The 21,851-nt window shown below is 64.3% G+C and carries 20 protein-coding genes; 14 read left to right on the top strand and 6 right to left on the bottom strand.

All coding sequences use genetic code 11. The annotated features are described in order from the left end of the window. Nucleotides 1-2: 2 nt before the first annotated feature. The 4 genes from NKH67_RS16985 to speB all read right to left on the bottom strand — a co-directional run bounded on the left by NKH67_RS16985 (nt 3) and on the right by speB (nt 3,329). Nucleotides 3-650: an amino acid ABC transporter permease gene (locus NKH67_RS16985; protein ID WP_352539924.1), complete on the bottom strand. Its 648-nt coding sequence runs from the start codon at nt 648-650 to the stop codon at nt 3-5. After that, on the bottom strand, nt 647-1,315 hold the full coding sequence (locus tag NKH67_RS16980) for an amino acid ABC transporter permease (RefSeq protein WP_352539925.1): 669 nt from the start codon (nt 1,313-1,315) through the stop codon (nt 647-649). The genes NKH67_RS16985 and NKH67_RS16980 overlap by 4 nt, the downstream gene beginning before the upstream one ends. Before the next feature lie 6 nt (nt 1,316-1,321). Then, entirely contained in the window at nt 1,322-2,131 is an 810-nt protein-coding gene (locus NKH67_RS16975; protein WP_353022204.1) for a transporter substrate-binding domain-containing protein, read from the bottom strand. A gap of 136 nt (nt 2,132-2,267) precedes the next feature. Beyond that, nucleotides 2,268-3,329, bottom strand: coding sequence for an agmatinase (speB, locus tag NKH67_RS16970; RefSeq protein ID WP_023676981.1), 1,062 nt, complete (start codon nt 3,327-3,329; stop codon nt 2,268-2,270). Between the two features lie 183 nt (nt 3,330-3,512). On the opposite strand from speB, the gene gcvA reads away from it, so the two are divergent. The 8 genes from gcvA to NKH67_RS16930 all read left to right on the top strand — a co-directional run bounded on the left by gcvA (nt 3,513) and on the right by NKH67_RS16930 (nt 12,418). Beyond that, the gene (gcvA, locus tag NKH67_RS16965) at nt 3,513-4,487 is read left to right on the top strand and encodes a transcriptional regulator GcvA (RefSeq protein WP_023676980.1); all 975 of its coding nucleotides are present in this window, start codon (nt 3,513-3,515) and stop codon (nt 4,485-4,487) included. 192 nt (nt 4,488-4,679) lie between these two features. Further along, a complete protein-coding gene (pncB, locus tag NKH67_RS16960; protein ID WP_353031366.1) occupies nt 4,680-5,984 on the top strand; it encodes a nicotinate phosphoribosyltransferase in 1,305 nt (434 codons plus the stop codon). Between the two features lie 163 nt (nt 5,985-6,147). After that, nucleotides 6,148-7,587, top strand: coding sequence for a hypothetical protein (locus NKH67_RS16955; RefSeq protein WP_353031364.1), 1,440 nt, complete (start codon nt 6,148-6,150; stop codon nt 7,585-7,587). 162 nt (nt 7,588-7,749) lie between these two features. Further along, the gene (locus NKH67_RS16950; RefSeq protein WP_353031362.1) at nt 7,750-9,054 is read left to right on the top strand and encodes an ABC transporter substrate-binding protein; all 1,305 of its coding nucleotides are present in this window, start codon (nt 7,750-7,752) and stop codon (nt 9,052-9,054) included. An 86-nt stretch (nt 9,055-9,140) separates the two neighbouring features. Beyond that, the gene (locus tag NKH67_RS16945) at nt 9,141-10,022 is read left to right on the top strand and encodes a branched-chain amino acid ABC transporter permease (RefSeq protein WP_352539929.1); all 882 of its coding nucleotides are present in this window, start codon (nt 9,141-9,143) and stop codon (nt 10,020-10,022) included. Next, nucleotides 10,019-10,981, top strand: coding sequence for a branched-chain amino acid ABC transporter permease (locus NKH67_RS16940; RefSeq protein ID WP_353031360.1), 963 nt, complete (start codon nt 10,019-10,021; stop codon nt 10,979-10,981). Before NKH67_RS16945 ends, NKH67_RS16940 begins: the two co-directional genes overlap by 4 nt. Beyond that, nucleotides 10,978-11,706, top strand: a complete 729-nt coding sequence (locus NKH67_RS16935) for an ABC transporter ATP-binding protein (RefSeq protein ID WP_353031358.1) — start codon at nt 10,978-10,980, stop codon at nt 11,704-11,706. The genes NKH67_RS16940 and NKH67_RS16935 overlap by 4 nt, the downstream gene beginning before the upstream one ends. Next, nucleotides 11,699-12,418 (top strand): ABC transporter ATP-binding protein, encoded by a 720-nt coding sequence (locus tag NKH67_RS16930; protein ID WP_353031356.1) that lies wholly within the window; start codon nt 11,699-11,701, stop codon nt 12,416-12,418. The genes NKH67_RS16935 and NKH67_RS16930 overlap by 8 nt, the downstream gene beginning before the upstream one ends. On the opposite strand, the gene NKH67_RS16925 is transcribed toward NKH67_RS16930, so the two are convergent. Beyond that, nucleotides 12,419-13,846 (bottom strand): sodium:proton antiporter, encoded by a 1,428-nt coding sequence (locus tag NKH67_RS16925; protein ID WP_353031354.1) that lies wholly within the window; start codon nt 13,844-13,846, stop codon nt 12,419-12,421. A gap of 40 nt (nt 13,847-13,886) precedes the next feature. Continuing rightward, nucleotides 13,887-14,486, bottom strand: a complete 600-nt coding sequence (gene pncA / locus NKH67_RS16920; RefSeq protein WP_023676971.1) for a bifunctional nicotinamidase/pyrazinamidase — start codon at nt 14,484-14,486, stop codon at nt 13,887-13,889. A 272-nt stretch (nt 14,487-14,758) separates the two neighbouring features. Between pncA and NKH67_RS16915 the strand changes: the two genes are divergently transcribed. The 6 genes from NKH67_RS16915 to NKH67_RS16890 are packed head-to-tail and all read left to right on the top strand — an operon-like array spanning nt 14,759 to nt 21,823. Beyond that, the gene (locus tag NKH67_RS16915) at nt 14,759-15,619 is read left to right on the top strand and encodes an FAD binding domain-containing protein (RefSeq protein WP_352539932.1); all 861 of its coding nucleotides are present in this window, start codon (nt 14,759-14,761) and stop codon (nt 15,617-15,619) included. Beyond that, nucleotides 15,619-18,375 carry a molybdopterin-dependent oxidoreductase gene (locus NKH67_RS16910; RefSeq protein WP_353031352.1) on the top strand — a complete coding sequence of 919 codons (2,757 nt, stop codon included), beginning with the start codon at nt 15,619-15,621 and terminating at the stop codon, nt 18,373-18,375. The genes NKH67_RS16915 and NKH67_RS16910 overlap by 1 nt, the downstream gene beginning before the upstream one ends. Continuing rightward, nucleotides 18,372-19,916, top strand: coding sequence for a 6-hydroxynicotinate reductase (locus tag NKH67_RS16905; protein WP_352769453.1), 1,545 nt, complete (start codon nt 18,372-18,374; stop codon nt 19,914-19,916). Before NKH67_RS16910 ends, NKH67_RS16905 begins: the two co-directional genes overlap by 4 nt. After that, nucleotides 19,913-20,788, top strand: a complete 876-nt coding sequence (locus NKH67_RS16900; RefSeq protein WP_353031350.1) for a UPF0280 family protein — start codon at nt 19,913-19,915, stop codon at nt 20,786-20,788. Before NKH67_RS16905 ends, NKH67_RS16900 begins: the two co-directional genes overlap by 4 nt. Continuing rightward, on the top strand, nt 20,781-21,365 hold the full coding sequence (locus NKH67_RS16895; RefSeq protein ID WP_352506039.1) for an amino acid synthesis family protein: 585 nt from the start codon (nt 20,781-20,783) through the stop codon (nt 21,363-21,365). The genes NKH67_RS16900 and NKH67_RS16895 overlap by 8 nt, the downstream gene beginning before the upstream one ends. Then, nucleotides 21,362-21,823 (top strand): MarR family winged helix-turn-helix transcriptional regulator, encoded by a 462-nt coding sequence (locus NKH67_RS16890; RefSeq protein WP_352506064.1) that lies wholly within the window; start codon nt 21,362-21,364, stop codon nt 21,821-21,823. The genes NKH67_RS16895 and NKH67_RS16890 overlap by 4 nt, the downstream gene beginning before the upstream one ends. Nucleotides 21,824-21,851: the final 28 nt, after the last annotated feature.

Here is a 21,851-nt window from a genome sequence, read left to right as displayed (position 1 = left end):
GCTCAGCGGGCCGCCGCCCGTTGCTCGAGCGAACGTGCGTATTGCGTCAGCGGAAAGCACATGACGAAGAAGATCAGCGCTACCAGCCCATAGACTTTGAACGGTTCGAAGGTCGCATTGTTGATCGCGTTGGATGTCCTCACCAGCTCCTCGAAACCGATGATCGAGGTCAGCGCGGTCGACTTGATCAGCTGCACCAGGAAGCCGACGGTCGGTGCGCGGGTGATCGAAAACGCCTGCGGCAGGATGATCAGCCGGAGTTCATGCAGATAGTGCAGGCCGAGGCTGGCGCCGGCGTCCCACTGGCCGCGCGGCAGCGCATCGACGCCGCCGCGCCAGATCTCGGCGAGATAGGCGCTGGCGAAGAAGGTCAGGCCAAGCACCGCCGCGGTCCACGGCTCGATGCGCAGGCCCAGCATCGGCAAGCCGAAGAACATCAGGAAGAGCTGCATCAGCAGCGGCGTGCCCTGGAAAAGCGCGATGTAGCCGGAGGCAAACCGGCGCGCCCATTTATTCTTGGCGATCCGGAAGAACAGCACGATCATGCCGACCACGGCCCCGCCGACAAACGCGGCCAGCGACAAGAGCACCGTCCAGCGCGCCGCCAGCAGCAGGTTGCGCAGAATGTCCCAGAAGGTGAATTCGATCATGACACGCCGGCTCCGAGAAGCCGGCGGCCGCCGCCGACCAGCAGCCGGCGCAGCCCAATCGACAGGGCGAGGTAGACCATCGTCACCACGAAATAGGTCTCGAAAGCCCGGAACGTGCGCGCCTGCAGCATGTCGGCTTCATAGGTCAGCTCGCGAACGGCGATCTGCGATACCACGGCGGATTCCAGCATCATGATGACGATCTGGCTGGTCAGCGCCGGATAGATCACCTTGAGCGCCTGCGGCAGCACGATCTTGATGAAGACCTGGCGCGGCCTGAGCCCAAGCGCCAGTGCCGCTTCCGTCTGCCCGGGCGGCACCGCGTCGAGCCCGGCGCCAACGATCTCGATCGTGTAGGCGGCCATGTTGAGCGTCATCGCCAACATGGCTGCCAGCACCGGATCGAGCCTGACGCCGATGCTGGGCAGCCCGAAGAAGATGAAGAACAGCTGCACCAGGAACGGCGTGTTGCGGATCATCTCGACATAGACGCCGATCGCCCGCTTGAGCAGCAGCGGACCGTTCCGCCGCCCTGCCGCGCCGAGGATGCTGAGCAACGTTCCCGCCAGCGTGGTCACGGCGATCAGCAGGATCGTCGTGGCCGCGCCGCGCGCGATCGCCCCTGTTGCCCCGGCAAGCCAGCCGAAGTCGAGGCTATAGGTCACTGGCCGTCAATCCTTGAGATTGGCGGGATCGAGCGGTGTCTTCAGCCAGGCCTTCGAGCTTTCGTCCAGTTTGCCGTCGGCCAGCATCTTGGCGACCGCATCGTTGACCGCTTGCTTGAGGCGGTCTTCCTTCTTGTTGAGGCCGATATGCGAGGGCGAGGTGAGAAGCTGGAATTTCTGCTCCGGCTTCAGTTCCTCCTGCCGGGCGAGCACCTGGGCGCCGACATCGTTGCCGACCACCATCAGTTGGGTCTGGCCCGAGATGAACGCCTGGATGACGGAATTATAGTTGTCGAAACGGCGGATGTCGGCCGAGGCGGGTGCCGCCTCGGTCAGCGAGGTGTCCTCCAGCGTGCCGCGATTGACGGCGATCGACTTGTCGGCAAGGTCTTCCTTGCCTTTGACCGAGAGTGCTGCCGGGCCGATGACGGCGATGTAGTAGGGTGCGTAGGCGGCGGCGAAATCGATTACCTGCTCTCGCTCCTTGGAGTAGCCGACGCTCATCAGCAGGTCGACGCGCTTGTCGGTCAGGTACGGAATGCGGTTCTGGCCGGTCACGCTGACCAGATTGAGCTTGACCTTGAGCTGGTCGGCGATGGATTGCGCCACGTCGATGTCGTAGCCCTTGATGCTCATGTCGGCGCTGGCCGAGGAGAAGGGCGGGAAGTCGGAAAAGATGCCGACATTGATGGCGCCGGCCTTGGCTATGTCATCGATCGCGTCGGCATTGGCGGCCTGGATGGTGAAAGCAAGACCCGTCGCGCCGAGCATCAGCACGGCGGCGATGGACGATTTGAGTTTCATGTGAAGTGTCATTGTCATTCCCCTGCTGGAAGCTTGTTTGTTTGAGTGCAACCGCCGGCTCCAGCGCGGCGGTCGCCTTTGGATTCTCTAGTGGACCATGATCTTCTCCGAAAACCAGTTCCCACTTTCGGGATCATGGTCGAGCGTGTCAGCCCGCCTTGCCGGTGATTGCCGGGCTGAAGACCATCAGGCTGAGGATCTCGAACAGCACCTGCGCGCCGGCGTGCGCCGTGTTGGTGGTCGCGTCGTACTGCGGTGCCACCTCGACCACGTCGCCGCCGACGATGTTGAGTCCCTTCAGGCCGCGCAGCAGCTCGAGCACTTCGCGCGTCGTCAGCCCGCCGACTTCCGGTGTGCCGGTGCCCGGCGCGAAGGCCGGATCGATGCTGTCGATGTCGAAGGAGACATAGGTCGGGCCGTCGCCGACTATCCTGCGCGCCTTCTCGATAATGGCGGGAATGCCGAGGCCGGTCACCTCTTCGGCATGCACGACGGTCATGCCGGACTCATAGGTGAACTCCCACAGATATTCGGCCGAGCCGCGAATGCCGATCTGGATGGTGCGGCTCGGGTCGAGCACGCCGTCCAGCACCGCGTTGCGGAACGGCCCGCCATGGTGGAACTTGGTCATGTCGAACAGGCCGCTGGTATCGCAATGGGCGTCGATATGGATCATGCCCACCGGCGCCCTCTTGCCGACAGCCTTCAGGATCGGGTGGCTGATCGAATGGTCGCCGCCGACAGACAAGGGCAGGACGCCGGCGTCGACGATCTGGTTGGTGCGGCGTTCGATGTCGTCATGGCTGGTCTCCAGCCGGTAGCGGCTCTGGAACGGCACGTCGCCGATGTCGGCGACCTTCAGCTCATGCGTCGGTGCGCATTCCAGCACATGATTGTAGGGGCCGATGCGCTCGATGGCGCGCAGTGCCCTTGGCCCGAAACGGGCGCCCGGCCGGTTGGTGACGCCCAGATCCATCGGCACACCGATCATCGCCACCTGCAGATCGCCGAAATCCGGATTGTCGGCGGCGATTTCACGATAGGGCGCCGCGAGGAAGGTCGGGATGCCGGAATAGGGCGCCAGTCGCGTGCCGGTCTTGGAGAAGATCTTGTCGGCGACACGCTGGAATTTCGGGTCGAACATTTCGCCGCCATGGCTCTCGCCGTATTTGCGGCGCAATGCTTCGAGCTTGCCGCGGTCGTAACCCATGTCGGTCCTCCATGGCTGGTGCGGCGCGCGGGCGGCGGCCTCGATAGCCGCAGCCGCCGGCTGCCTGCAGATTTCACGTCTTGATGCAATGCCTGGGCAAAGTGTCCCGTAGCTGCATTGAAAAATCAATTGATATTGTTAGTGTGTTATCTGTGAGAAAATCTCACAGAGCCCAGGGTCCAAATGGCCAAGCGTTTGCCACCGCTCAACCCGCTGCGCGCCTTCGAGGCGACGGCGCGCCACGCCTCGCTGAGCAAGGCGGCGGCTGAGCTCAACGTCACCCACGGCGCCATCAGCCATCAGATCAAGGCGCTCGAGCAATCGTTGGGTGTCAAGCTGTTCGAGCGTGCCGGTCAGCGGGTGAAGCTGACGCCGCACGGCGCCGAGTTGCTGCCGGCGGTGTCGACCGCCTTCGACGGCATTGCCGCCGCCACGCAGCGCATGACGAGACCGGCCAGCACCGGCGTTCTCTCTGTATCCTGCGTGCCGGCGCTACTGTTGCTGTGGATGATCCCGCGGCTGGGCAGCTTCACCTCGCAATATCCGGATATCAGGCTGACGCTGATCCCATCCAATGATGCCAAGGACGTCCGCGCACCGCACATCGATGTCTGCGTGCACTATGGTGACGGCAGCTGGACCGACTGCTGGATGCGCAAATGGTCGGGCCTCGAACTGTTCCCGGTGGTCAGCCCGACGCTGATCAACAACCGCCCGATCCGCACCGTCCGCGACCTCGCCGATCACGTCTTCCTGCATGGCGACGACGGCCGCGAATGGCATACCTGGCTGGCCGCCGCCGACGCGCTGGACCTCGAGCGCGGCCGTCGCCATCATCTCGGCGATGCGCGGATGGCGACCGAGGCCGCGGTTCACGGCCATGGCGTGGCGCTCGGCGATACGGTGACGGCAAGCGGACTGCTCGCCAGGGGCCTGCTTGTCGCCCCGTTCAGTCTTTCCGTGCCGGCCGTCGACGATTTCTACGTCGTCTGCCGCAACGAGATGCGGTCGGCGCCGATCGTGCAATTGTTCATCGACTGGCTGTTTGCCGAGAAAGAACAGGCCGACCGCCGCGCTGACGCACCGGTGGCAGGCCGCATCGGCATTCGCCGCAAGCGTCCGGCGCTCAAGGTGGTCGGCGCCAAGACCGCATCCTGAGGCCGAAACTGCCGTAGGCGCCGCTTGCAGCAGGGGCTTCTTTTTGTCGGGCCAGCCCGCAAAGCGGGAGGCGCGTTCAAAAATTCGATGCTAAGAGGCATTTGGAGCAATTCCAGGAAAAGTGCGCAGCGGTTTTCCGTCCGGAATTGCGCTAGACAAAAGCTAGAGCGAGCAACGAAGGCGCATTAAGCGATGGCAAAGACCGATATAGCGCGGCGCGTCTACAATCACACCTGGAAGCTCGACCCGATCGTCCGCAGCTTGCTCGACACCGATTTCTACAAGCTTCTGATGCTGCAGATGATCTGGGGCATGTATCCCAAGGTCGACGCCACCTTCTCGCTGATCAACCGCACCACCTCGGTCCGCCTTGCCGAGGAGATCGATGAGACGGAGCTGCGCGAGCAGCTCGACCATGCCCGCACCTTGCGCTTCTCTAAGAAAGAGATGATCTGGCTCGGCGGCAACACCTTCTATGGCCGCAAGCAGATATTCGAACCGGAATTCCTCGCCTGGCTGGAAAATTTCCGGCTGCCCGAATACGAGCTTTCCAAGCGCGACGGCCAATACGAACTCGCCTTCAGCGGTCCGTGGATGTACACGACGCTGTGGGAGATCCCGGCGCTGGCAATTATCAATGAACTTCGATCTCGCGCGGCCATGCGGGCGTTCGGGCCGTTCGCGCTCGACGTGCTCTATGCCCGCGCCAAGGCCAAGATGTGGGCCAAGACCGAGCGGCTGAAGGCGCTGCCCGGCATCCGCATCTCGGATTTCGGCACCCGCCGCCGTCATTCTTTCCTGTGGCAGCGCTGGTGCGTCGAAGCGTTGAAGGAGGGCATCGGCGAGGCCTTCACTGGCACCTCCAACGTGCTGCTCGCCATGGACAACGATCTCGAGGCGCTCGGCACCAACGCGCATGAGCTGCCGATGGTGTTCGCCGCGCTCACCAATTCGGAAAAGGTATTGAAACGGTCGCCCTACAACGTGCTGCAGGACTGGCAGCGCTACTACGGCGGCAACCTGCTGATCGTACTGCCGGACACCTTCGGCACCGCGGCGTTCCTGCGCGATGCACCGGACTGGGTCGCCGACTGGACCGGCTTCCGCCCCGACAGCGCGCCGCCGATCGAAGGCGGCGAGAAAATCATTTCCTGGTGGCGCGAAAAGGGCAAGGACCCCAAGCAGAAGCTGCTCATCTTCTCGGATGGGCTGGAGGTCGAGACCATCGAGGAAACCTATCGCCATTTCCGCGGCAAGGTGCGCATGTCCTTCGGCTGGGGCACCAACCTGACCAACGATTTCGAGGGCTGCGCGCCGACCGAGACCAACCGGCTAGACGCCATCTCGCTGGTCTGCAAGGTCACCGAAGCCAACGGCAGGCCGGCGGTCAAGCTTTCCGACAATCCGGCCAAGTCGACAGGCGACGAGAAAGAGATCGAGCGCTATTTGCGCATCTTCGGCCAGAAGGACCGCGTGGAGCAGTTGGTGAAGGTGTGAAGTAGGGGAACTCTTGCGTAGTATGAGTTCCTTCGCGCCCCCCTCTGTCCTGCCGGACATCTTCCCCGCGAGGGGGGAGATTGCGCCCTCATTGCTGCTTTCGCCAATTGCTGAAGTTGCAGAAGGAGAGCCGACGGCGGAACCGCCGATCTCCCCGCTTGAGATGTCCGGCAGGACAGAGGGGGGCGCTGTAGAGCGCTGCATTTCGGCAATCAGGCCCTTTCCCGGCCTCGTCGCTTCCTTGGCATTCCCATCCACGCCCGCCTTCGCCCACGCCTCCGACCGCGGCCATGTCCTGCTGCTTCCCACCGGCTACTACGTCGTCGGTGGCGCGCTCGCGGTTGCCGCCAGCTTCCTTGTCCTGGCTCTACTGCCGCCGGACTCCCTCGACCGCTTCTGGCGCAAACGCCTGCCGCTTTTTACCTTCGGCGACGGCGCGCGGACTGCCGTCAGCCTGGTATCCTTTGTCGGCTTTGCAATTCTGATTGCCGCCGGCCTGTTCGGCAGCCGCGATCCGCTTTCCAATCCGCTGCCGCTGACCGTGTGGACGCTGCTCTGGGTTGGCCTGGCTCTGTTGCAGGGGCTCGCCGGCGATCTCTGGTCGTGGCTCAACCCCTGGTACGGGCCATGCCGCGTCGCCTCGCGCCTGTCCGGCAGAACGCAGCCGAATCTGCTCCCCCAACGGCTCGGCTATTGGCCGGCTTTCCTGCTGTTCTTCGCCTTCGCCTGGTTCGAGCTGATCGACCCTGCGCCAGACGATCCGGCGCGGCTGGCCTGGGCCGCCGGCGCCTATTGGCTGCTGACCTTTGCCGCTATGCAGGTCGTCGGATACCGCGACTGGAGCCTGCGCGGTGAGTTCCTGACGGTGTTCTTTTCCATGGTAGCGCACTTCGCCATCGTCGAGCGCAACGAAGACGGCCGGCTCAAACTCTGCTGGCCGGGTGCCAAGCTGCTCGGTGGCTCGCCGGTACCGCTCAGCGGCATCGCTTTCCTGCTGCTTGCGCTGTCGTCGGTGTCCTTCGACGGCCTGTCGAAAACCTTCTTCTGGCTAGGCTGGTTCGGCATCAATCCGCTGGAATTTCCGGGACGCACCGCTTTGATCGGCATCGGCAGTTTCGGTCTTGTGCTGAGCTTTGCCGTGCTTGCGGCCGTGTTCGCGCTCGCCGTCTTTCTTGGCCAGCACCTTGCCGGCAGCAACCATTCGCTCGGTCACGCCGCCGGGCTTTTGGCCTGGTCGATCGTACCGATCGCGCTCGCCTACCACTTCGCGCATTATCTGACGGCGCTGCTGGTCGACGACCAATATGCGATTGCCGCTCTCTCAGACCCGTTTGCGCTTGGCTGGAACCTGTTCGGTACCGCAGACATGTCAATTCAAGCCGGCGTTGTCGCCGGCGCCGGCTCGGCGTGGTGGCTGTGGAACCTCCAGGCCGGCGTCATCATTGGCGGCCACATGCTTGCTGTGCTTGTCGCCCATGGCTTGGCCTGGCGGCTGCACGCCATTCCGGCTCGCGCCGCGCTCAGCCAGTTCCCGCTCACCGTGCTGATGATCGCCTACACCGTCCTCGGCTTATGGCTGCTTGCGACGCCGAGCGCCGGATGAACGAGGTGTGCGATGGCCGTCAATCGAACCTTGGGGAAAGCTCGCTTGCCACGTCAGAGCTTTGGTGATTTAGTTTGTACACATGCAATTTTCGCCCCTCTTAACAAGAGTGGCCTGCCTGCTACAGCCATTGGTCAAAGCTCAAAAACAAGGGGAACTGCCGTGACTGACAACAATGGGTTTTTCGATCTCTCCAGATCCGCTCTCACCCGCCGCACTGCGCTGAAGGGCCTTGCCGCCGGCGCCGGTCTTGCCGTCGCGCCGGGTTTCGTGCGTTACAGCCAGGCGCAGAGCTCGGCGCCGATCAAGATCGGCTTCCAGTCGCACCGCACCGGCATCGGCGCCGCCTATGGCCGCTGGTACGAGAAGACCACAGCGGCTGCCGTCAAGGCGATCAACGATGCCGGCGGCATCAACGGCCGACCCGTCGAGGTGATCATCGAGGATGACGGCACCGATCCCGGCCGGGGCGCCGAAGTCGTCGGCAAGTTCGCGTCTCAGCACAAGACCGATATCGTCTACGGCACGCTGTTTTCGCATGTCGTCATCGGCTCGGCGCCGGCCGCCGGCGAGGCCAAGATGCCCTATTTTGTTGTCAGCGAAGGCCACCATGTCGCGTCGACCAAATTGAACCGCTACGTCTTCCAGCCCGGCATCACCGATGTGAAGAGCCAGATCCAGTCGATGGCGCCGTGGATTGCCGCCAATGCCGGCAAGAAGGTGACGCAGATATTTCCCGATTTCGCCTTCGGCTACGACCATCGCGACTACCTGCCGCCGGCCCTGAAAGCGCAAGGCGCCGAGGTTATCGCCCAGATCGCCATCCCCCCGACGGAATCCTCCTTCACTAAATATTTCCCGCAGATCCCCGCGGAGACCGACGTGATCTACCACGTCATGGTCGGCCCGGCGGTGCTCACCTTCGTCAAGGAGCTCGGCGAGTTCTACGGCTCCAATCGGCCGCAATTGTTCGGCTTCATCGATTCGCTCGAAGCCACCGACATCAACAGCCCCGGCCTCGAATTCCTCGACGGCAGCCATTTCTGGGAAGGCTCGCCGCGTTATGCGCAGCCCGATGACTCCCCTGCGCAGAAAGCCTACCGCGCCGCCGTCGGCATCGACGACAATGGTGCCGCCGTCGGCGACCCCAAGGACGTCTCCACCGCCGCGCATATGTTCGGCTGCTGGGAAACGCTCTACGTCGTCAAGAAGGCGATGGAGGATGCCGGCTACAAGGGCCCGGAAGACCGCGCCAAGCTGGTCGAGGCGACCGAGGCGTTGACCGAGTTCGCCGAGGGGCCGGAGCATCCGCAGGGGCCGAAAACCTTCAACGGCAAGATCCACCAGTGCTTTGGCATCCAGAACATCTCCAAGGTTGAAGGCGGCCGGCTGAATGTCGTCCACAAGACCAAGATCGAGGACGGCCTCTACGAGCCTGAGGGGGATTACACGACGCAGACGCTGTGAGCTTGGCTGCTGCAGCAAGCGTGAGCGCCAAGATACCCCCCTCTGGCCAGAGGGGGGTGCTTCGCGCATCCGCCGGTGCTTAGCCGATGCACTTCGGACCTCACCTGCTCCTCGCCGCTCTCGAAGGCCTCGTCACCTCCGCCGTGCTGGCGCTGACGGCGCTTGGGCTGTCGCTGGTGTTCGGCGTCATGCGCGTCGTCAATGTCGCGCATGGCGAGTTCTTCATGCTGGGCGCGGTGCTTGCCTGGGCGATCTCAACGGCGGTATCTGGCCATCCGGCGCTCGGCTTCCTGGCCGCCCTGGTGCTGGCGCCGCTGATCGTCGGCCTGATCGCGCTGCTCGCCGAACGGCTGGTGCTGCGCCGGCTCAACTACAATCCGGAAGCCACCATCGTCGCCACCATCGGCATGCTCTACATCATCCAGCAACTGGCGCTGACCTTCTACGGCCCGGAGGCGCGGCCGGTGGAGCCGCCGTTCAGCTACCGCATCCTCCTGCCGTGGTTCGGCTATTCCGGCTACAAGCTGTCGATCATCGCCGCGTCGGCGCTGCTGCTGGTCGCGACCTGGCTGGTGCTGACGCGCACGAAAATCGGCCTCGTCATGCGCGCCACGCAATATGACAGCGAGACGGCGCAGGCCTTCGGCATTCCGGTGACCAGAGTCTATGCCAGTGTTTTCGCGCTCGGCGCCATGCTGGCTGCTGTCGCCGCGGTGCTGATCGTGCCGATCAGCCAGGCCCACTATCTGATGGGACAGGACCCGCTGTTGCTGTCGTTCATCGTCGTCATCATCGGCGGCCTCGGCTCGCTGCGCGGCACGGTCGTCGCCGCGGTGCTGATCGGCCTTTCCGACGGCATCATCTCGGTGTTCTTCTCACCGACGCTGGCCAAGATCATCGCCACCTTGCTCGTCGCCATGGTGCTGGTGTTCCGGCCGCAGGGCCTGTTCGGGACGACATCACGATGAAGGATGCTTCGCCGGCAAAGCCATATGCGCTGCACCTCGGCGTCATCGCCCTGCTTTTCGGGCTTAGCTTCGTCCTGCCGGAATACCATCACGGCCTGCTCGCCCGCATCATGGTGCTGGCGGTCTTCGCCATGGGCTACAATCTGCTGTTCGGCTATGTCGGGCTGCTCAGCCTCGGCCATGCCATGTTCTTTTCAGCCGGGCTCTATGGCGCCGGCCTTGCCGTCATCCATCTCGGCTGGAGCGTGCCGGCCGCCTTCGCAGCCGGGCTTGCCTGCGGCGCGCTTCTCGCGCTGGTGATCGGGCTGCTGGCGCTGCGCACCTCCGGCGTCGCCTTCATGATCGTCACCATGATGTTCGCTCAGGTATTTTATCTCGTCATTCTTTATTTCGCTGCCTGGACCGGTGGCGACCAGGGCATGGTCGTGCCGCAGCCGATGCGTGTCCTTGTCCTGGGCAGCACGTCACTCGACCTCACCAACCCGACCGTGCGCTATATGAGCGCGCTGGCACTGTTCTCGATCGTGCTGCTCATAAGCCTGGCGATAGTCCGCTCCGGCTGCGGTCGCGTGCTGGTCGCCATCCGCGAGAACGAGGAGCGGACCAAGATGCTTGGCTACGACACGTTCTCCAGCAAGCTCGCCGCCGTCGTCATCTCCGGCAGCATCTGCGCGGCTTCCGGCGCGGCCTATGCGCTGCTGTTCGGCTATGTCGGCTCGAGCTTCGCCTCGGTGCAATACTCCATCCTGCCGCTGCTCTGGGTGCTGCTGGGCGGTGCCGCCACCACGCTCGGTCCGCTGATCGGCACGCTGTTCATGTATTATGTCATCGACGTCGCCAGCGGCTACACCTCGGCCTATCTGCTGGTCGTCGGCATAGCGCTCATCCTGCTGGTGCTGTTCTTCCCGAGAGGCATTCTCGGCAGCATCCGCCAGCGCTGGCTCGGGTGGTTGCCATGATGCCGCTGCTCACCACCAAAGGCCTGTCGCGCAGTTTCGGCGGCTTGCGTGCCGTCGACGGCGTCGACTTCGCGCTGATACCGGGCGAGATTCGCGCCATTATCGGCCCCAACGGTGCCGGCAAGACCACCTTCGTCAGCCTGGTCAGCGGCCGCATCCAGCCCTCGTCGGGCATGATCGTCTTCGACGGCGCCGACATCACCAGCCTGCCTGCCTACGCCCGGGTTCGCCTCGGCATCGCCTATACGTTCCAGATCACCAGCGTCTTTGCCAATCTCAGCGCCTACGACAATGTTGCCCTGCCGGTGCAGCGCACGCTGACCGACGGCCGCTCGAAGGGCGCGGTTCACACCGGCGTCATGGCGGCTCTCGAGCGCACCGGCCTTGCCGACCGGGCGCAAATGCCTGCCGGGCAATTGTCCTACGGTCACCAGCGGTTGCTGGAAGTGGCAATGGGACTGGCACTGAAGCCGCGGCTGCTGATCCTCGACGAACCGACGCAAGGGCTTGCCGACAGCGAGATCGACAATTTCATCGAGCTGGTGCGCGAGATCGCCGATAGCGCCACCGTGCTTTTGATCGAGCACAACATGCCGGTGGTCATGCGGCTCGCCGACCGCATCACCGTCTTCAACGCCGGCAGGATCTTGGCTGAAGGCACGCCCGAGCAGATCCGCGCCAATGCCGCGGTGCAGGACGCCTATCTGGGGACGACCCATGTCTGAGGCCCAGTCCAAGGCACTGACGATCTCCGGGGTCGACTGCTTCTATGGCGAGGTCCAGGTGCTCTATGGCCTCGATCTTGTCTTGAACGAGGGCGAAGTGCTCTGCCTGTTCGGCCGCAACGGCGCCGGCAAGACGACGACGCTGAAGGCAATCATGGGCCTGGTGCCGGTAAGCTCCGGCTCGATCAGGCTCGAAGGGCGGGAATTGAGCGGCTTGCCGGCGCACGAGGTGCCCAAGGCCGGCGTCGCCTACGTGCCGCAGGGCCGGCGGCTGTTCGCCGAGATGACGGTGGCGGAAAATATCGATATCGGCCTGATGGCCCGCAACAAGGGCAAGGCGACGCGCGAAAACGTGCTCGATCTCTTCCCGCTGTTGCGCCAGCGCCTCAGGCAGCGTTCGGGCACGCTATCCGGCGGCGAGCAGCAGATGCTGGCCATGGCCCGCGCCCTGTGTCTGGAACCGCAGGTGCTCCTGCTCGACGAACCGACCGAAGGGCTGATGCCGTCAATGATCGCCAAGATCCGCGAAACCGTGTCGAAGCTGCGTGCGCTTGGCGTGTCGACAATTCTTGTCGAGCAGCGCGTCGATGCCGTGCTCTCGGTCGCAGACCGCGTTTGTTTCATCGAAAACGGCCGCAACCGCGAGACGGTCGACGTTGAGGAGCTGCGTGCCGATCCCTCGGCGGTCCGCCGCTATGTCGGCGTCGGCTGATCAGGCAAAGAACAGCAAACCGGCGAGCAGGAAAGTCGGGATCAGCACGGCGCCCGACCACGCCATGTAGCCAAAGAAGCTTGGCATCTTGATGCCGCGATGCCTGGCAATGGCATAGACCATGAAATTCGGCGCATTGCCGACATAGGTGTTGGCGCCCATGAACACCGCGCCTGCCGAGATCGCCGCCAGCGTCGAGGCGAGCTCGGTCATCAGATGCTGCGCATCGTCGCCAGCCAGCACGAAGAACACCAGATAGGTCGGCGCATTGTCGAGGAAGGACGACAGCGCTCCGGTCAGCCAGAAATAGGCAAGGTTGTCCGGCGCGCCGGTCGGCGAACTGACCAGCAGCACCAACGGCGCCAGCGCGCCGTCGAGCCCGGCCCGCAATATCGCGACGACCGGCACGATGCAGATGAAGATGCTAGCGAACAGCTTCGCTACCTCGGCAATCGGCCCCCAGTTGAAGGCATTTGCGCCGCGAAACTCCTTCGGCGAGACGACAAGCGACGTGAAGGCCAGTATCAGGATGGCGGCGTCGCGCACCAGATTCTGCAGCTCGAGGCTGACGCCCTGAAAAGAGAAACTCACTCCCGGCTTCCAGGCAGCGGAAATCAGGATCGCGGCGATTACGCCGGCCAGCAGCGGGATGTTGGCCAGGCCGCGAATGCGCACCTTGCTGTCGGGCGTCGGATCCTTGATCTTCGGCGCGCCTTCCTCCCGGCGATGCATGATGATGTCGATCGCCAGGAAAACAGCCAGCACCACGCCGGCGACGAACAGCGTCTCGGGCAGCAGGTGAACTGTCGTCCAGAAGAAATCGACGCCGCGCAGAAAGCCGACGAACAGCGGCGGATCGCCCAGCGGCGTTAGCGACCCGCCGATGTTGGACACCAGGAAGATGAAAAAGATGACGACATGGGCGTTGAAGCGCCGGTTGTCGTTGGCGCGGATGAGCGGCCGGATCAGGATCATCGAGGCGCCGGTTGTGCCAATGATCGAGGCAAGCAGCGCCCCTCCCAGCAACAGCCCGGCATTGACCAGCGGCGTGCCGTGTATGTTGCCGGCAACGAAGATACCGCCCGAAATGGTGAACAGCGCAAACAGCAGGATGATGAACGGCATGTATTCGGTGAGCAGCGCATGCAGCACTGCCTGCGTGGCGGACGGGATGCCGAAGGCGATGGCCAGCGGCCCGATCACCAACGCTGCCCAGAAGGCAGCGATCTTGCCGTAATGGTGCTCCCAAGCATGATGGAACAGCAGCGGGCCGGTCGCGATGCAAAGCAATAGCCCGGCAAACGGCAGCACCCACCAAAGCGACATGGCGGCGCCCGGCAATTCGTGCGCTTCGGCCGCGAGAACCGCATTCGGAGAAAAGATTGCTGCAATAAGTGCAGCACTTGCCGTCAACGCCGCAAACCGCATGAAGCCCCTCAAAAGTCTGTCAGGTTCGGCTGGATGACGTTCAAATCAGTGTCACGCCGGCATCGCGCATCCGGCCCAGCATCCTCTCCACAGAGCCGTTGAGATCGATGCCGCGGCAGGCGTCGAGCCGCACGGACGTCTCAAAACCGAGCTTGACCGCGTCGAGCGCCGAAAAGGCGACGCAGAAATCCGTCGCCAGGCCGACCAGGGTCAGCGTCTCGATGTTCCGATCCCGGAGATAGCCGGCAAGGCCGGTCGGCGTCGTCCGGTCGTTCTCGAAGAATGCGGAATAGCTGTCGATCGCAGGACGGAACCCCTTGCGGATCACCAACTCGGCCTTGCTCCAGGCGAGGCCCGAATGGAAATCCGATCCCAGGCTGCCCTGGATGCAGTGATCCGGCCACAGCGTCTGGTGGCCATAAGGCACGTCGATCGTTTCGAACGGGTGCTTGCCGGGGTGGCTGGAGGCAAAGCTCGAATGGCCGGCAGGGTGCCAGTCCTGCGTCAGCAGGACGTGCTCGGTCCGCCGGATTAGGTCATTGACCAACGGCACGATTTCGTCGCCACCGGCCACTTCAAGGGCGCCACCCGGGCAGAAATCGTTCTGCAGGTCGATAACGACAAGCGCTTCGTCGGCCATGGAGCCTCCTTATTTTCTTGGTCTTGAGCTTAGGCTCCAATGAAAACGCGACCGGACGCAGAAACTTGACCAGATGGCCGGCTGCGTCAACCTCTCATGGCATAACAAATGCGTTCCGGGTGCACCGGGGCCAACAGCCGTGCAAACTCTGGCTTTGACAATTCCTGCCGGCTTGATATCATTTGCATACGAATGAATTTCCTGCCTTGAATGCTCGGGAAAATCTTTCGGCAGGATCCCCTCTCGGGAAGCCCATTCTGGGAAGGCAAAGCGTGATCCGTTACGCAAAACCCACCACGGTCGACGACGCCCTCGCTTTGCTGGGCGAAGGGCAATGGCGCATCCTCGCCGGCGGCACCGACTTCTATCCGGCACAGGGCAGCAAGCCTTTCCGCGACAATGTCCTCGATATCAATGGCCTGGTGGCATTGCGCGGCATTGCCGAAGCCGAAAACCATTGGCTCGTCGGCGCGCGCACCACCTGGACCGATCTCGTCCGCCATCCTCTGCCGGCGGCTTTCGACGCGCTGAAGCAGGCGGCGCGGGAAGTCGGCTCGGTGCAGATCCAGAACGTTGCCTCGATTGCCGGCAATCTCTGCAACGCCTCGCCGGCCGCCGACGGCGTGCCGGCGCTGCTGGTGCTCGATGCCGAAGTCGAACTGCGTTCCGCTGTGGCGACCCGGCATCTGCCCCTTGCAGAATTCATCCTCGGCAACCGTCGCACCGCACTGCAGCCCGGCGAAATGGTCACGGCAATCCGCATTCCCAAACCCGCGACCGCCGGCAGCTCCGCCTTCGTGAAACTCGGCGCGCGGCGTTATCTCGTCATCTCCATCGCCATGGCCGCCGCACGCCTGGCCGTCGAAGATGGTATGGTCAGGAACGCGGCCGTCGCCGTCGGTTCCTGCTCGGTTGTCGCCAGGCGCCTGGCGGGTGTCGAGGCGGCGCTACGCGGCCGGCCCGTCGGCCACGCGCTGGCCACTGCGATCCAATCCGCACCGATGGACGAGCTGTCGCCGATCGGCGACGTGCGCGGCAGCGCCGAATATCGACTGGACGCTGCGCGCGAGATCGTCGCCCGCGCCGTGCTTGGTGCGATGGGCGCTGTTCCCGACGAAAGGGCGGCGGCCTGATGGGCATGGAGCGCGCCGACATCGCCTTCGAAGTCAACGGCGCCGACGTCAGCGTTTGTGTGCCGCCGGTGCGGCGGCTGTCCGCGGTGCTGCGCGACGAGTTGCGGCTGACCGGCACCAAGATCGGCTGTGATGCCGGCGATTGCGGCGCCTGCACGGTGCTGGTCGACGGCGAGCCGGTCTGCGCCTGCTTGATGCCCGCGGCTTCCGCCTCCGGCACCGTGGTGACGACAGTCGAAGGCCTCGCCAATGGCCGGTTGTCGGCGCTGCAGGCTTCGTTCCTCAGCCATGGCGCAGCGCAATGCGGCGCCTGCACGCCCGGCCTGCTGGTCGCGGCAACGGCACTCCTGGACAGGACGCCTTGCCCGAGCGAGGCCGAAACGCAGGATGCACTGGGCGGCGTGCTCTGCCGCTGTACCGGCTACCGCAAGATCGTCACCGCGGTGATGGATGCTTGGCGCCACACCGACGGCCTCGATCAGCGCATGCCATCCTCTGGTCATGCCGTCGGCTCCTCCCCGATCCGCCTCGATGGCCTGCCGAAAGTCACCGGCGACGAAAAATTCGGCGGTGATTCATTCCCGGCCGACGCGTTGTCGGTGCTGGTGGTCCGCTCGCCGCATTATCATGCCGCTTTCACTTTTGGCGATCTCGGCAGCTGGGTGAAATCCCGTCCTGGCATTGCCGGCGTCTTCACCGCCGCCGACATTCCGGGAAAGAATTGTTTCGGCGTCATCGCGCCCTTCGCCGACCAGCCGGCGCTGGCCGAAGGGGTTTCGCGCTTTCGCGGTGAGGCGGTGGCCCTGGTTGCCGGCGAACGCGAGGCTATCCTCGATCTCGACCTTGCCGATTTTCCTGTCAGTTGGACCGAGTTGCCGCATTTTCTGGAAACTGGCGAAGCGCAGGCCGGCGGTGCGCAACTGGTCCATGAAAACCGGCCCTCCAACCTGCTCACCTCCGGCTTCGTCGAGCGTGGCGACCCGGAATCCGCGCTTGCCGGTGCGGCTTTCGTCGTTTCCGGCGCCATCGACACCTCCTATGTCGAGCACGCCTATATCGAACCGGAAGCCGGCTATGCCTTCATGGACGGCGACACGCTGGTGGTCGTCGCCTGCACGCAGGCGCCCTATATGGACCGCGACGACACGGCAAAAGTGCTCGGCCTTGCCCCGGAAAGGGTGCGCATCGTGCCGACCGCCACCGGCGGCGGCTTCGGCTCCAAACTCGACGTCTCGCTGCAACCGCTCATCGGCCTCGTCGCCATGAAAACCGGCCGGCCGGCGGCGCTCGCCTACAGCCGTACCGAATCGATGATCTCGACCACCAAGCGCCATCCGGCTCTGATGAGAGCGAGCATCGGCGCCGATGCCGACGGCCGCGTCACCGGCATGGTCTTCGCCGGCGATTTCAACACCGGCGCCTATGCCAGCTGGGGGCCGACGGTCGCCAACCGCGTGCCGGTGCACGCCTCCGGCCCCTATGCCACGCCGAACTATCGCGCCGAAGGCCGCGCCATCCACACCAACGGCCCGATTGCCGGCGCCTTTCGCGGTTTCGGCGTGCCGCAGGCGACGATCATGCAGGAGACCCTCTATGACGACCTGGCCGACAAGCTCGGCATGGATCGGCTCGACGTTCGCCTGAAGAACTGCCTTCGAAACGGATCCGAAACAGTCACCGGGCAGCGGCTCGAGTCGGGCGTCGGCATCGCCGACTGCCTCGAGGCCCTCCGTTCACATTGGCAGCGTGCCCTAACTGACGCCGACGCGTTCAACGCCCGTAGCAGCAGCGAAAGAAAACGCGGCGTCGGCGTCGCCTCTTGCTGGTACGGCTGCGGCAACACCTCGCTGCCCAATCCGTCGACCATCAAGGTCGGCATCTTGGCATCGGGCGCAGTCGTCCTGCATCAGGGTGCGGTCGATATCGGGCAAGGCTCGAACACTGTCATCGCGCAGATCTGCGCCGATGCGTTGGGTCTTCCGCTCGAAAAATTCATGCTGAAAGGCGCCGACACGGCGATCACCCCCGACGCCGGCAAGACCTCGGCCTCGCGCCAGACCTTCGTCACCGGCAAGGCCGCCGAAAAGGCCGGCCGCGCCTTGCGCGAGGAGATCTTGCGTTTCGCCAATGTCTCGGAAAAGGCGGCGATTGCGCTGGACGGCACAAGCCTGAGCATCAGGGAAGGCGAAGCGACCCGCCGCGTCGATCTTTCCTCGCTGAAGGCAGACCCCGAAGGCTTTGTCTTTCGCGCCGAGGAAAGCTACGACCCGCCGACGCTGCCGCTCGATGCCAAGGGCCAGGGCAAGCCTTATGCCGTCTATGGCTATGGCGCGCAGATCGCCGAACTGGAGGTCGACCTCAGGCTCGGCACCGTGAAGCTTATAAAAATCACCGCCGCTCACGATGTCGGCAAGGCCATCAACCCTTTACTGGCAGAGGGCCAGATCGAGGGTGGCATCGCCCAGGGCATCGGCATGGCGCTGATGGAGGAATTCATCCCCGGGCGCACCGAAAACCTGCACGATTATCTGATCCCGACGATCGGCGACGTGCCACCGATCGAGACCATCCTGATAGAAGTTCCGGATCCGGAAGGACCCTTCGGCGCCAAGGGTTTGGGCGAGCATGTGCTGATCCCGACGGCGCCGGCGATCCTCAACGCCATCCGCCACGCCACCGGTGTGCTGGTCACCAAAATTCCGGCGACGCCGACCCGCATCCGCGCCGCCATCCTCGACAAGGAGGCGCGCCGATGAGCGAGCTTGCCGAACGCTTCGAGACCCACGATCCCGGCGAGAAGCTGGTGGCCGAGAAGATCCGCTGCGATGCCTGTCCAGTCATGTGCTACATCGCCGATGGCCGCACCGGCGCCTGCGACCGCTACGGCAATGTTGGCGGCAGGATCGTGCGGATGGATCCACTGACCATCCTCGACCACGCGGCCGAGACCGGCGCCGCAATCGTACCCTTTGCCGAAGAAGGCGAGGCATGGGACGGCGAACTGGTCAACACCGGCCGCCGCTTCGTCACCGCCATCGGCGCCGGCACCACCTATCCCGATTACAAGCCGGCGCCCTTCATCGTCAGCCAGGAGGTCGAGGGCGTCGATCTGGTCACCGTCGTCACCGAGGGCATCTTCTCCTATTGCGGCGTCAAGGTGAAGATCGACACCGACCGTCATATCGGCCCCGAAACGGCTACGGTCCGTGCCCAAGGCGAGGCGATCGGCCATGTCACGACCGGCGAATACGGCTCGCAGATGCTGTCGCTGGGCGGCGTACATCATCTGACCGGCGGCTCGAAGGCTGAAGGGCGCGCCACCTGCGACGCCATGCTCGCCCTGTGCAACCGCAAACCGGTTGAACTCGTCATCGACGGCGGCGCCACCGTCATCGTCGAAGCCGGCAAGCCGCCGGTCATCGACGGCAAGCTCGAGCAGCGCATGCGCGTCGGCTGCGGTTCGGCTACCATAGGCATGTTCGCGACCCAATGGCGCGGCCTTGTCGACGAGGTGGTGGTGGTCGATGACCACATCACCGGCGTCGTCTCCGAGCATCAGGCCGGCAAGGTGCTTGGCTGGCAGGATACCGGCATCAAGATCATCGGCCGCCGTTCGACGCCGGGCCGTTATTTCAAGGTGTCGGAGCCCGGCCTCGGCTGGGGCGGCACCAGCATTTCCGACCCGCTGTCGATCCTTGGTGAATGGAACGCCAAAAAGGGTGCGCGCCCCGGCATGTCGCTGCTGATGGTCTCGACCACCGGTGAGCAATTCGCCTATTACGAGCTCGACGACGAATTGAAGCCGGTCCAGAAACCGTTCCCGGAGCGGCTGCGGAAGTCGGTCGAACTGATCGAGGACAATTGCGAGCCGGCGCTCTGCACCGTGCTTTTCGTCGGCGGCGCCGGCGGCTCGCTGCGCGCCGGCGTCACCGAGAACCCGGTCAATCTGACCCGCTCGGTGCAGGGCTTGACGACCTACGTGACGGTCGGCGGCGCGCCGGTCTATGTCTGGCCGGGCGGCGGCATCACGCTGATGGTCGACGTCACCCGCGTCCCGGAAGGCGCCTTCGGCTATGTGCCGACGCCGGCGCTGGTGGCGCCGATCGAGTTCACCATGCGCCGCGACGATTATGTCAGGCTTGGCGGCTACGAAGGCGAAATCCGCAGCGTCGACGATATCCTGGCCAAGGGCGGCGAATATCTCAATCCGCGCCGCGGCACGGCCGCACCCCGTGACAATCCCTGGCCGCCGCTGGCGCAGTTGCGTCGCGCGACCGCAAACGGGGCCGGGCGATGAACGGCCCGCAGGCGCATTGGCTCGAGGACGGCCGGAGGCTTCACCTCAATCATGGGCCGATCGATCTGATCGTCGAGGCATTCGGCGATGCGAGTGAATGCAGCGCCGCATATCGCCAGGCAGTGGCGCGCTTCCAGACAATCCTGGTTGAACTGGTCGAAGAGTTGCCCGAACTGCGGCGCCCGGCCGCCTCGCGGCCACGTGCTTTCGCTGGCCCGACGGCGCGCCGCATGGAAGTGGCGGTCGTTCCGCTAGCGAAACAATTCATCACGCCGATGGCGGCCGTCGCCGGCTCGGTAGCCGACGAAGTGCTTGGCGCGCTGCTTGCCGGCCGCCGGCTCGAGCGCGCCTATGTCAATAATGGCGGCGACAGCGCGATCTATCTCGGCCACGGGCAGTCGATGATGCTTGCCATTGCCGGGACAGGTCATGGGTTGGCAGATCGTCTCACGATCCGCCCCGAAGACGGGATCCGCGGTGTCGCGACAAGCGGCTGGCGCGGCCGCTCCTTTTCGCTGGGCATCGCCGACGCGGTCACGGTGCTGGCGCGAACGGGTGCTGAAGCCGATGCCGCCGCGACCTTGATCGCCAACGCCGTCGAACTGCCCGGTCATCCGGCCGTTAGGCGCGCACGGGCGCGCGATCTCGCACCTGACAGCGACCTCGGCGACCGTTTGGTGACGCAGGGCGTGGGGCTGCTTTCCGCCGCTGAAATCGCTATCGCGCTGGAAGGCGGATTTGCCGTTGCCGAGGAGTTTCGGCGGCGCGGCCTGATTGCCGCCGCGGCACTTTTCCTCGGCGGTCAGGCGCGCATCGCAGGTCCGATGGCGCTCGCCAATAAAGTTTTAGAGAGGGAAATTGCTCATGCCTGAGTTTCCGATCCGCAAGATCGCCGTGCTGACCGAAGAGATTTTTCACGAAGGCGGGCCGGTGGCGAAGGTGCCGCGGCGCCGCGCGGCGGCCATGGCTGTGGTCAAGAACCCGTTCGCCGGCCATTACGTCGAGGAACTGCAGAGCGCCATGGAGGATTTGAAGCCGCTCGGGCTGCTGCTCTCCGACAGGCTTGTTGCCGCATTGGGCGGCGACGTCAAACAGATCGACGGTTACGGCAAGGGCGCCATCGTCGGCATGGCGGGCGAGCTGGAGCATGGCGCGCTGTGGCATGTGCCGGGCGGCTATGCCATGCGCGAACGGCTCGGCGACGCCAAGGCGATCGTGCCCTCGGCAAAGAAGGTCGGCGGCTTCGGCGCGCGGCTCGATGTGCCGCTCGGCCACATCAACGCCGCCTATGTGCGCAGCCATTTCGATGCCATGGAAATCGGCATCAGCGATGGCCCCCGTCCCGACGAGATCCTGTTTTGCCTCGCCATGACCTGCGGCCCGCGCGTGCACGACCGCATGGGTGGGCTGGCGGCCAAGGAAATTAAGGCATGGGATGGGCTGCGGTGAGCGCCGAGGACAATCGGCTCAAGCTGGTCGAGGCCGAGGAGCCTGACGAAAACGACTATCGCTTGCAGGAGCAGGTCGGCTTCATCCTGCGCAAGGCGCATCAGCGCCATGTCTCGATCTTCGCCGCACACATCGCCGATCTGACGCCGCCGCAATTTGCCGCTTTGGCCAAATTGCGCGACGTCGGCGAGACCTCGCAGAACCAGCTTGGCAGCCTGATCGCCATGGATGCGGCGACCGTGAAGGGCGTCATCGACCGGCTGAGAGCGCGTGGCTTTGTCGAACTTAGCAAACACGAAGTCGACAAACGGCGCCTGCTGGTCAATCTGACCGCTGAGGGGCGCGACGCGATCGAGCGGCTGATCCCGCTTGCCCGTGAGATTACGCAGGAAACGCTGGCGCCGCTTTCTGCCAAGGAAGCGGCCATTTTCATGAAGCTGCTGGCCAAGCTGGCTTAATCTGCTGCCTGCCGGCGCTTGGTTGTTG

It is taken from the genome of Mesorhizobium sp. M0968 (assembly GCF_040319065.1).
Lineage (GTDB): Bacteria > Pseudomonadota > Alphaproteobacteria > Rhizobiales > Rhizobiaceae > Mesorhizobium.
The sequence above is the reverse complement of the archived record's forward strand: the minus strand, read 5'-3'. Positions and strand labels throughout refer to the sequence as shown.

Excerpts from the sequence above, each read along its gene's own strand:
- NKH67_RS16985 (WP_352539924.1), bottom strand. The coding sequence starts at position 650 with ATGATCGAATTCACCTTCTGGGACATTCTGCGCAACCTGCTGCTGGCG.
- NKH67_RS16975 (WP_353022204.1), bottom strand. The coding sequence starts at position 2,131 with ATGACACTTCACATGAAACTCAAATCGTCCATCGCCGCCGTGCTGATG.
- speB (WP_023676981.1), bottom strand. The coding sequence starts at position 3,329 with ATGGGTTACGACCGCGGCAAGCTCGAAGCATTGCGCCGCAAATACGGC.
- gcvA (WP_023676980.1), top strand. The coding sequence starts at position 3,513 with ATGGCCAAGCGTTTGCCACCGCTCAACCCGCTGCGCGCCTTCGAGGCG.
- pncB (WP_353031366.1), top strand. The coding sequence starts at position 4,680 with ATGGCAAAGACCGATATAGCGCGGCGCGTCTACAATCACACCTGGAAG.
- NKH67_RS16955 (WP_353031364.1), top strand. The coding sequence starts at position 6,148 with ATGTCCGGCAGGACAGAGGGGGGCGCTGTAGAGCGCTGCATTTCGGCA.
- NKH67_RS16945 (WP_352539929.1), top strand. The coding sequence starts at position 9,141 with ATGCACTTCGGACCTCACCTGCTCCTCGCCGCTCTCGAAGGCCTCGTC.
- NKH67_RS16940 (WP_353031360.1), top strand. The coding sequence starts at position 10,019 with ATGAAGGATGCTTCGCCGGCAAAGCCATATGCGCTGCACCTCGGCGTC.
- NKH67_RS16935 (WP_353031358.1), top strand. The coding sequence starts at position 10,978 with ATGATGCCGCTGCTCACCACCAAAGGCCTGTCGCGCAGTTTCGGCGGC.
- NKH67_RS16930 (WP_353031356.1), top strand. The coding sequence starts at position 11,699 with ATGTCTGAGGCCCAGTCCAAGGCACTGACGATCTCCGGGGTCGACTGC.
- NKH67_RS16925 (WP_353031354.1), bottom strand. The coding sequence starts at position 13,846 with ATGCGGTTTGCGGCGTTGACGGCAAGTGCTGCACTTATTGCAGCAATC.
- pncA (WP_023676971.1), bottom strand. The coding sequence starts at position 14,486 with ATGGCCGACGAAGCGCTTGTCGTTATCGACCTGCAGAACGATTTCTGC.
- NKH67_RS16910 (WP_353031352.1), top strand. The coding sequence starts at position 15,619 with ATGGGCATGGAGCGCGCCGACATCGCCTTCGAAGTCAACGGCGCCGAC.
- NKH67_RS16905 (WP_352769453.1), top strand. The coding sequence starts at position 18,372 with ATGAGCGAGCTTGCCGAACGCTTCGAGACCCACGATCCCGGCGAGAAG.
- NKH67_RS16900 (WP_353031350.1), top strand. The coding sequence starts at position 19,913 with ATGAACGGCCCGCAGGCGCATTGGCTCGAGGACGGCCGGAGGCTTCAC.
- NKH67_RS16895 (WP_352506039.1), top strand. The coding sequence starts at position 20,781 with ATGCCTGAGTTTCCGATCCGCAAGATCGCCGTGCTGACCGAAGAGATT.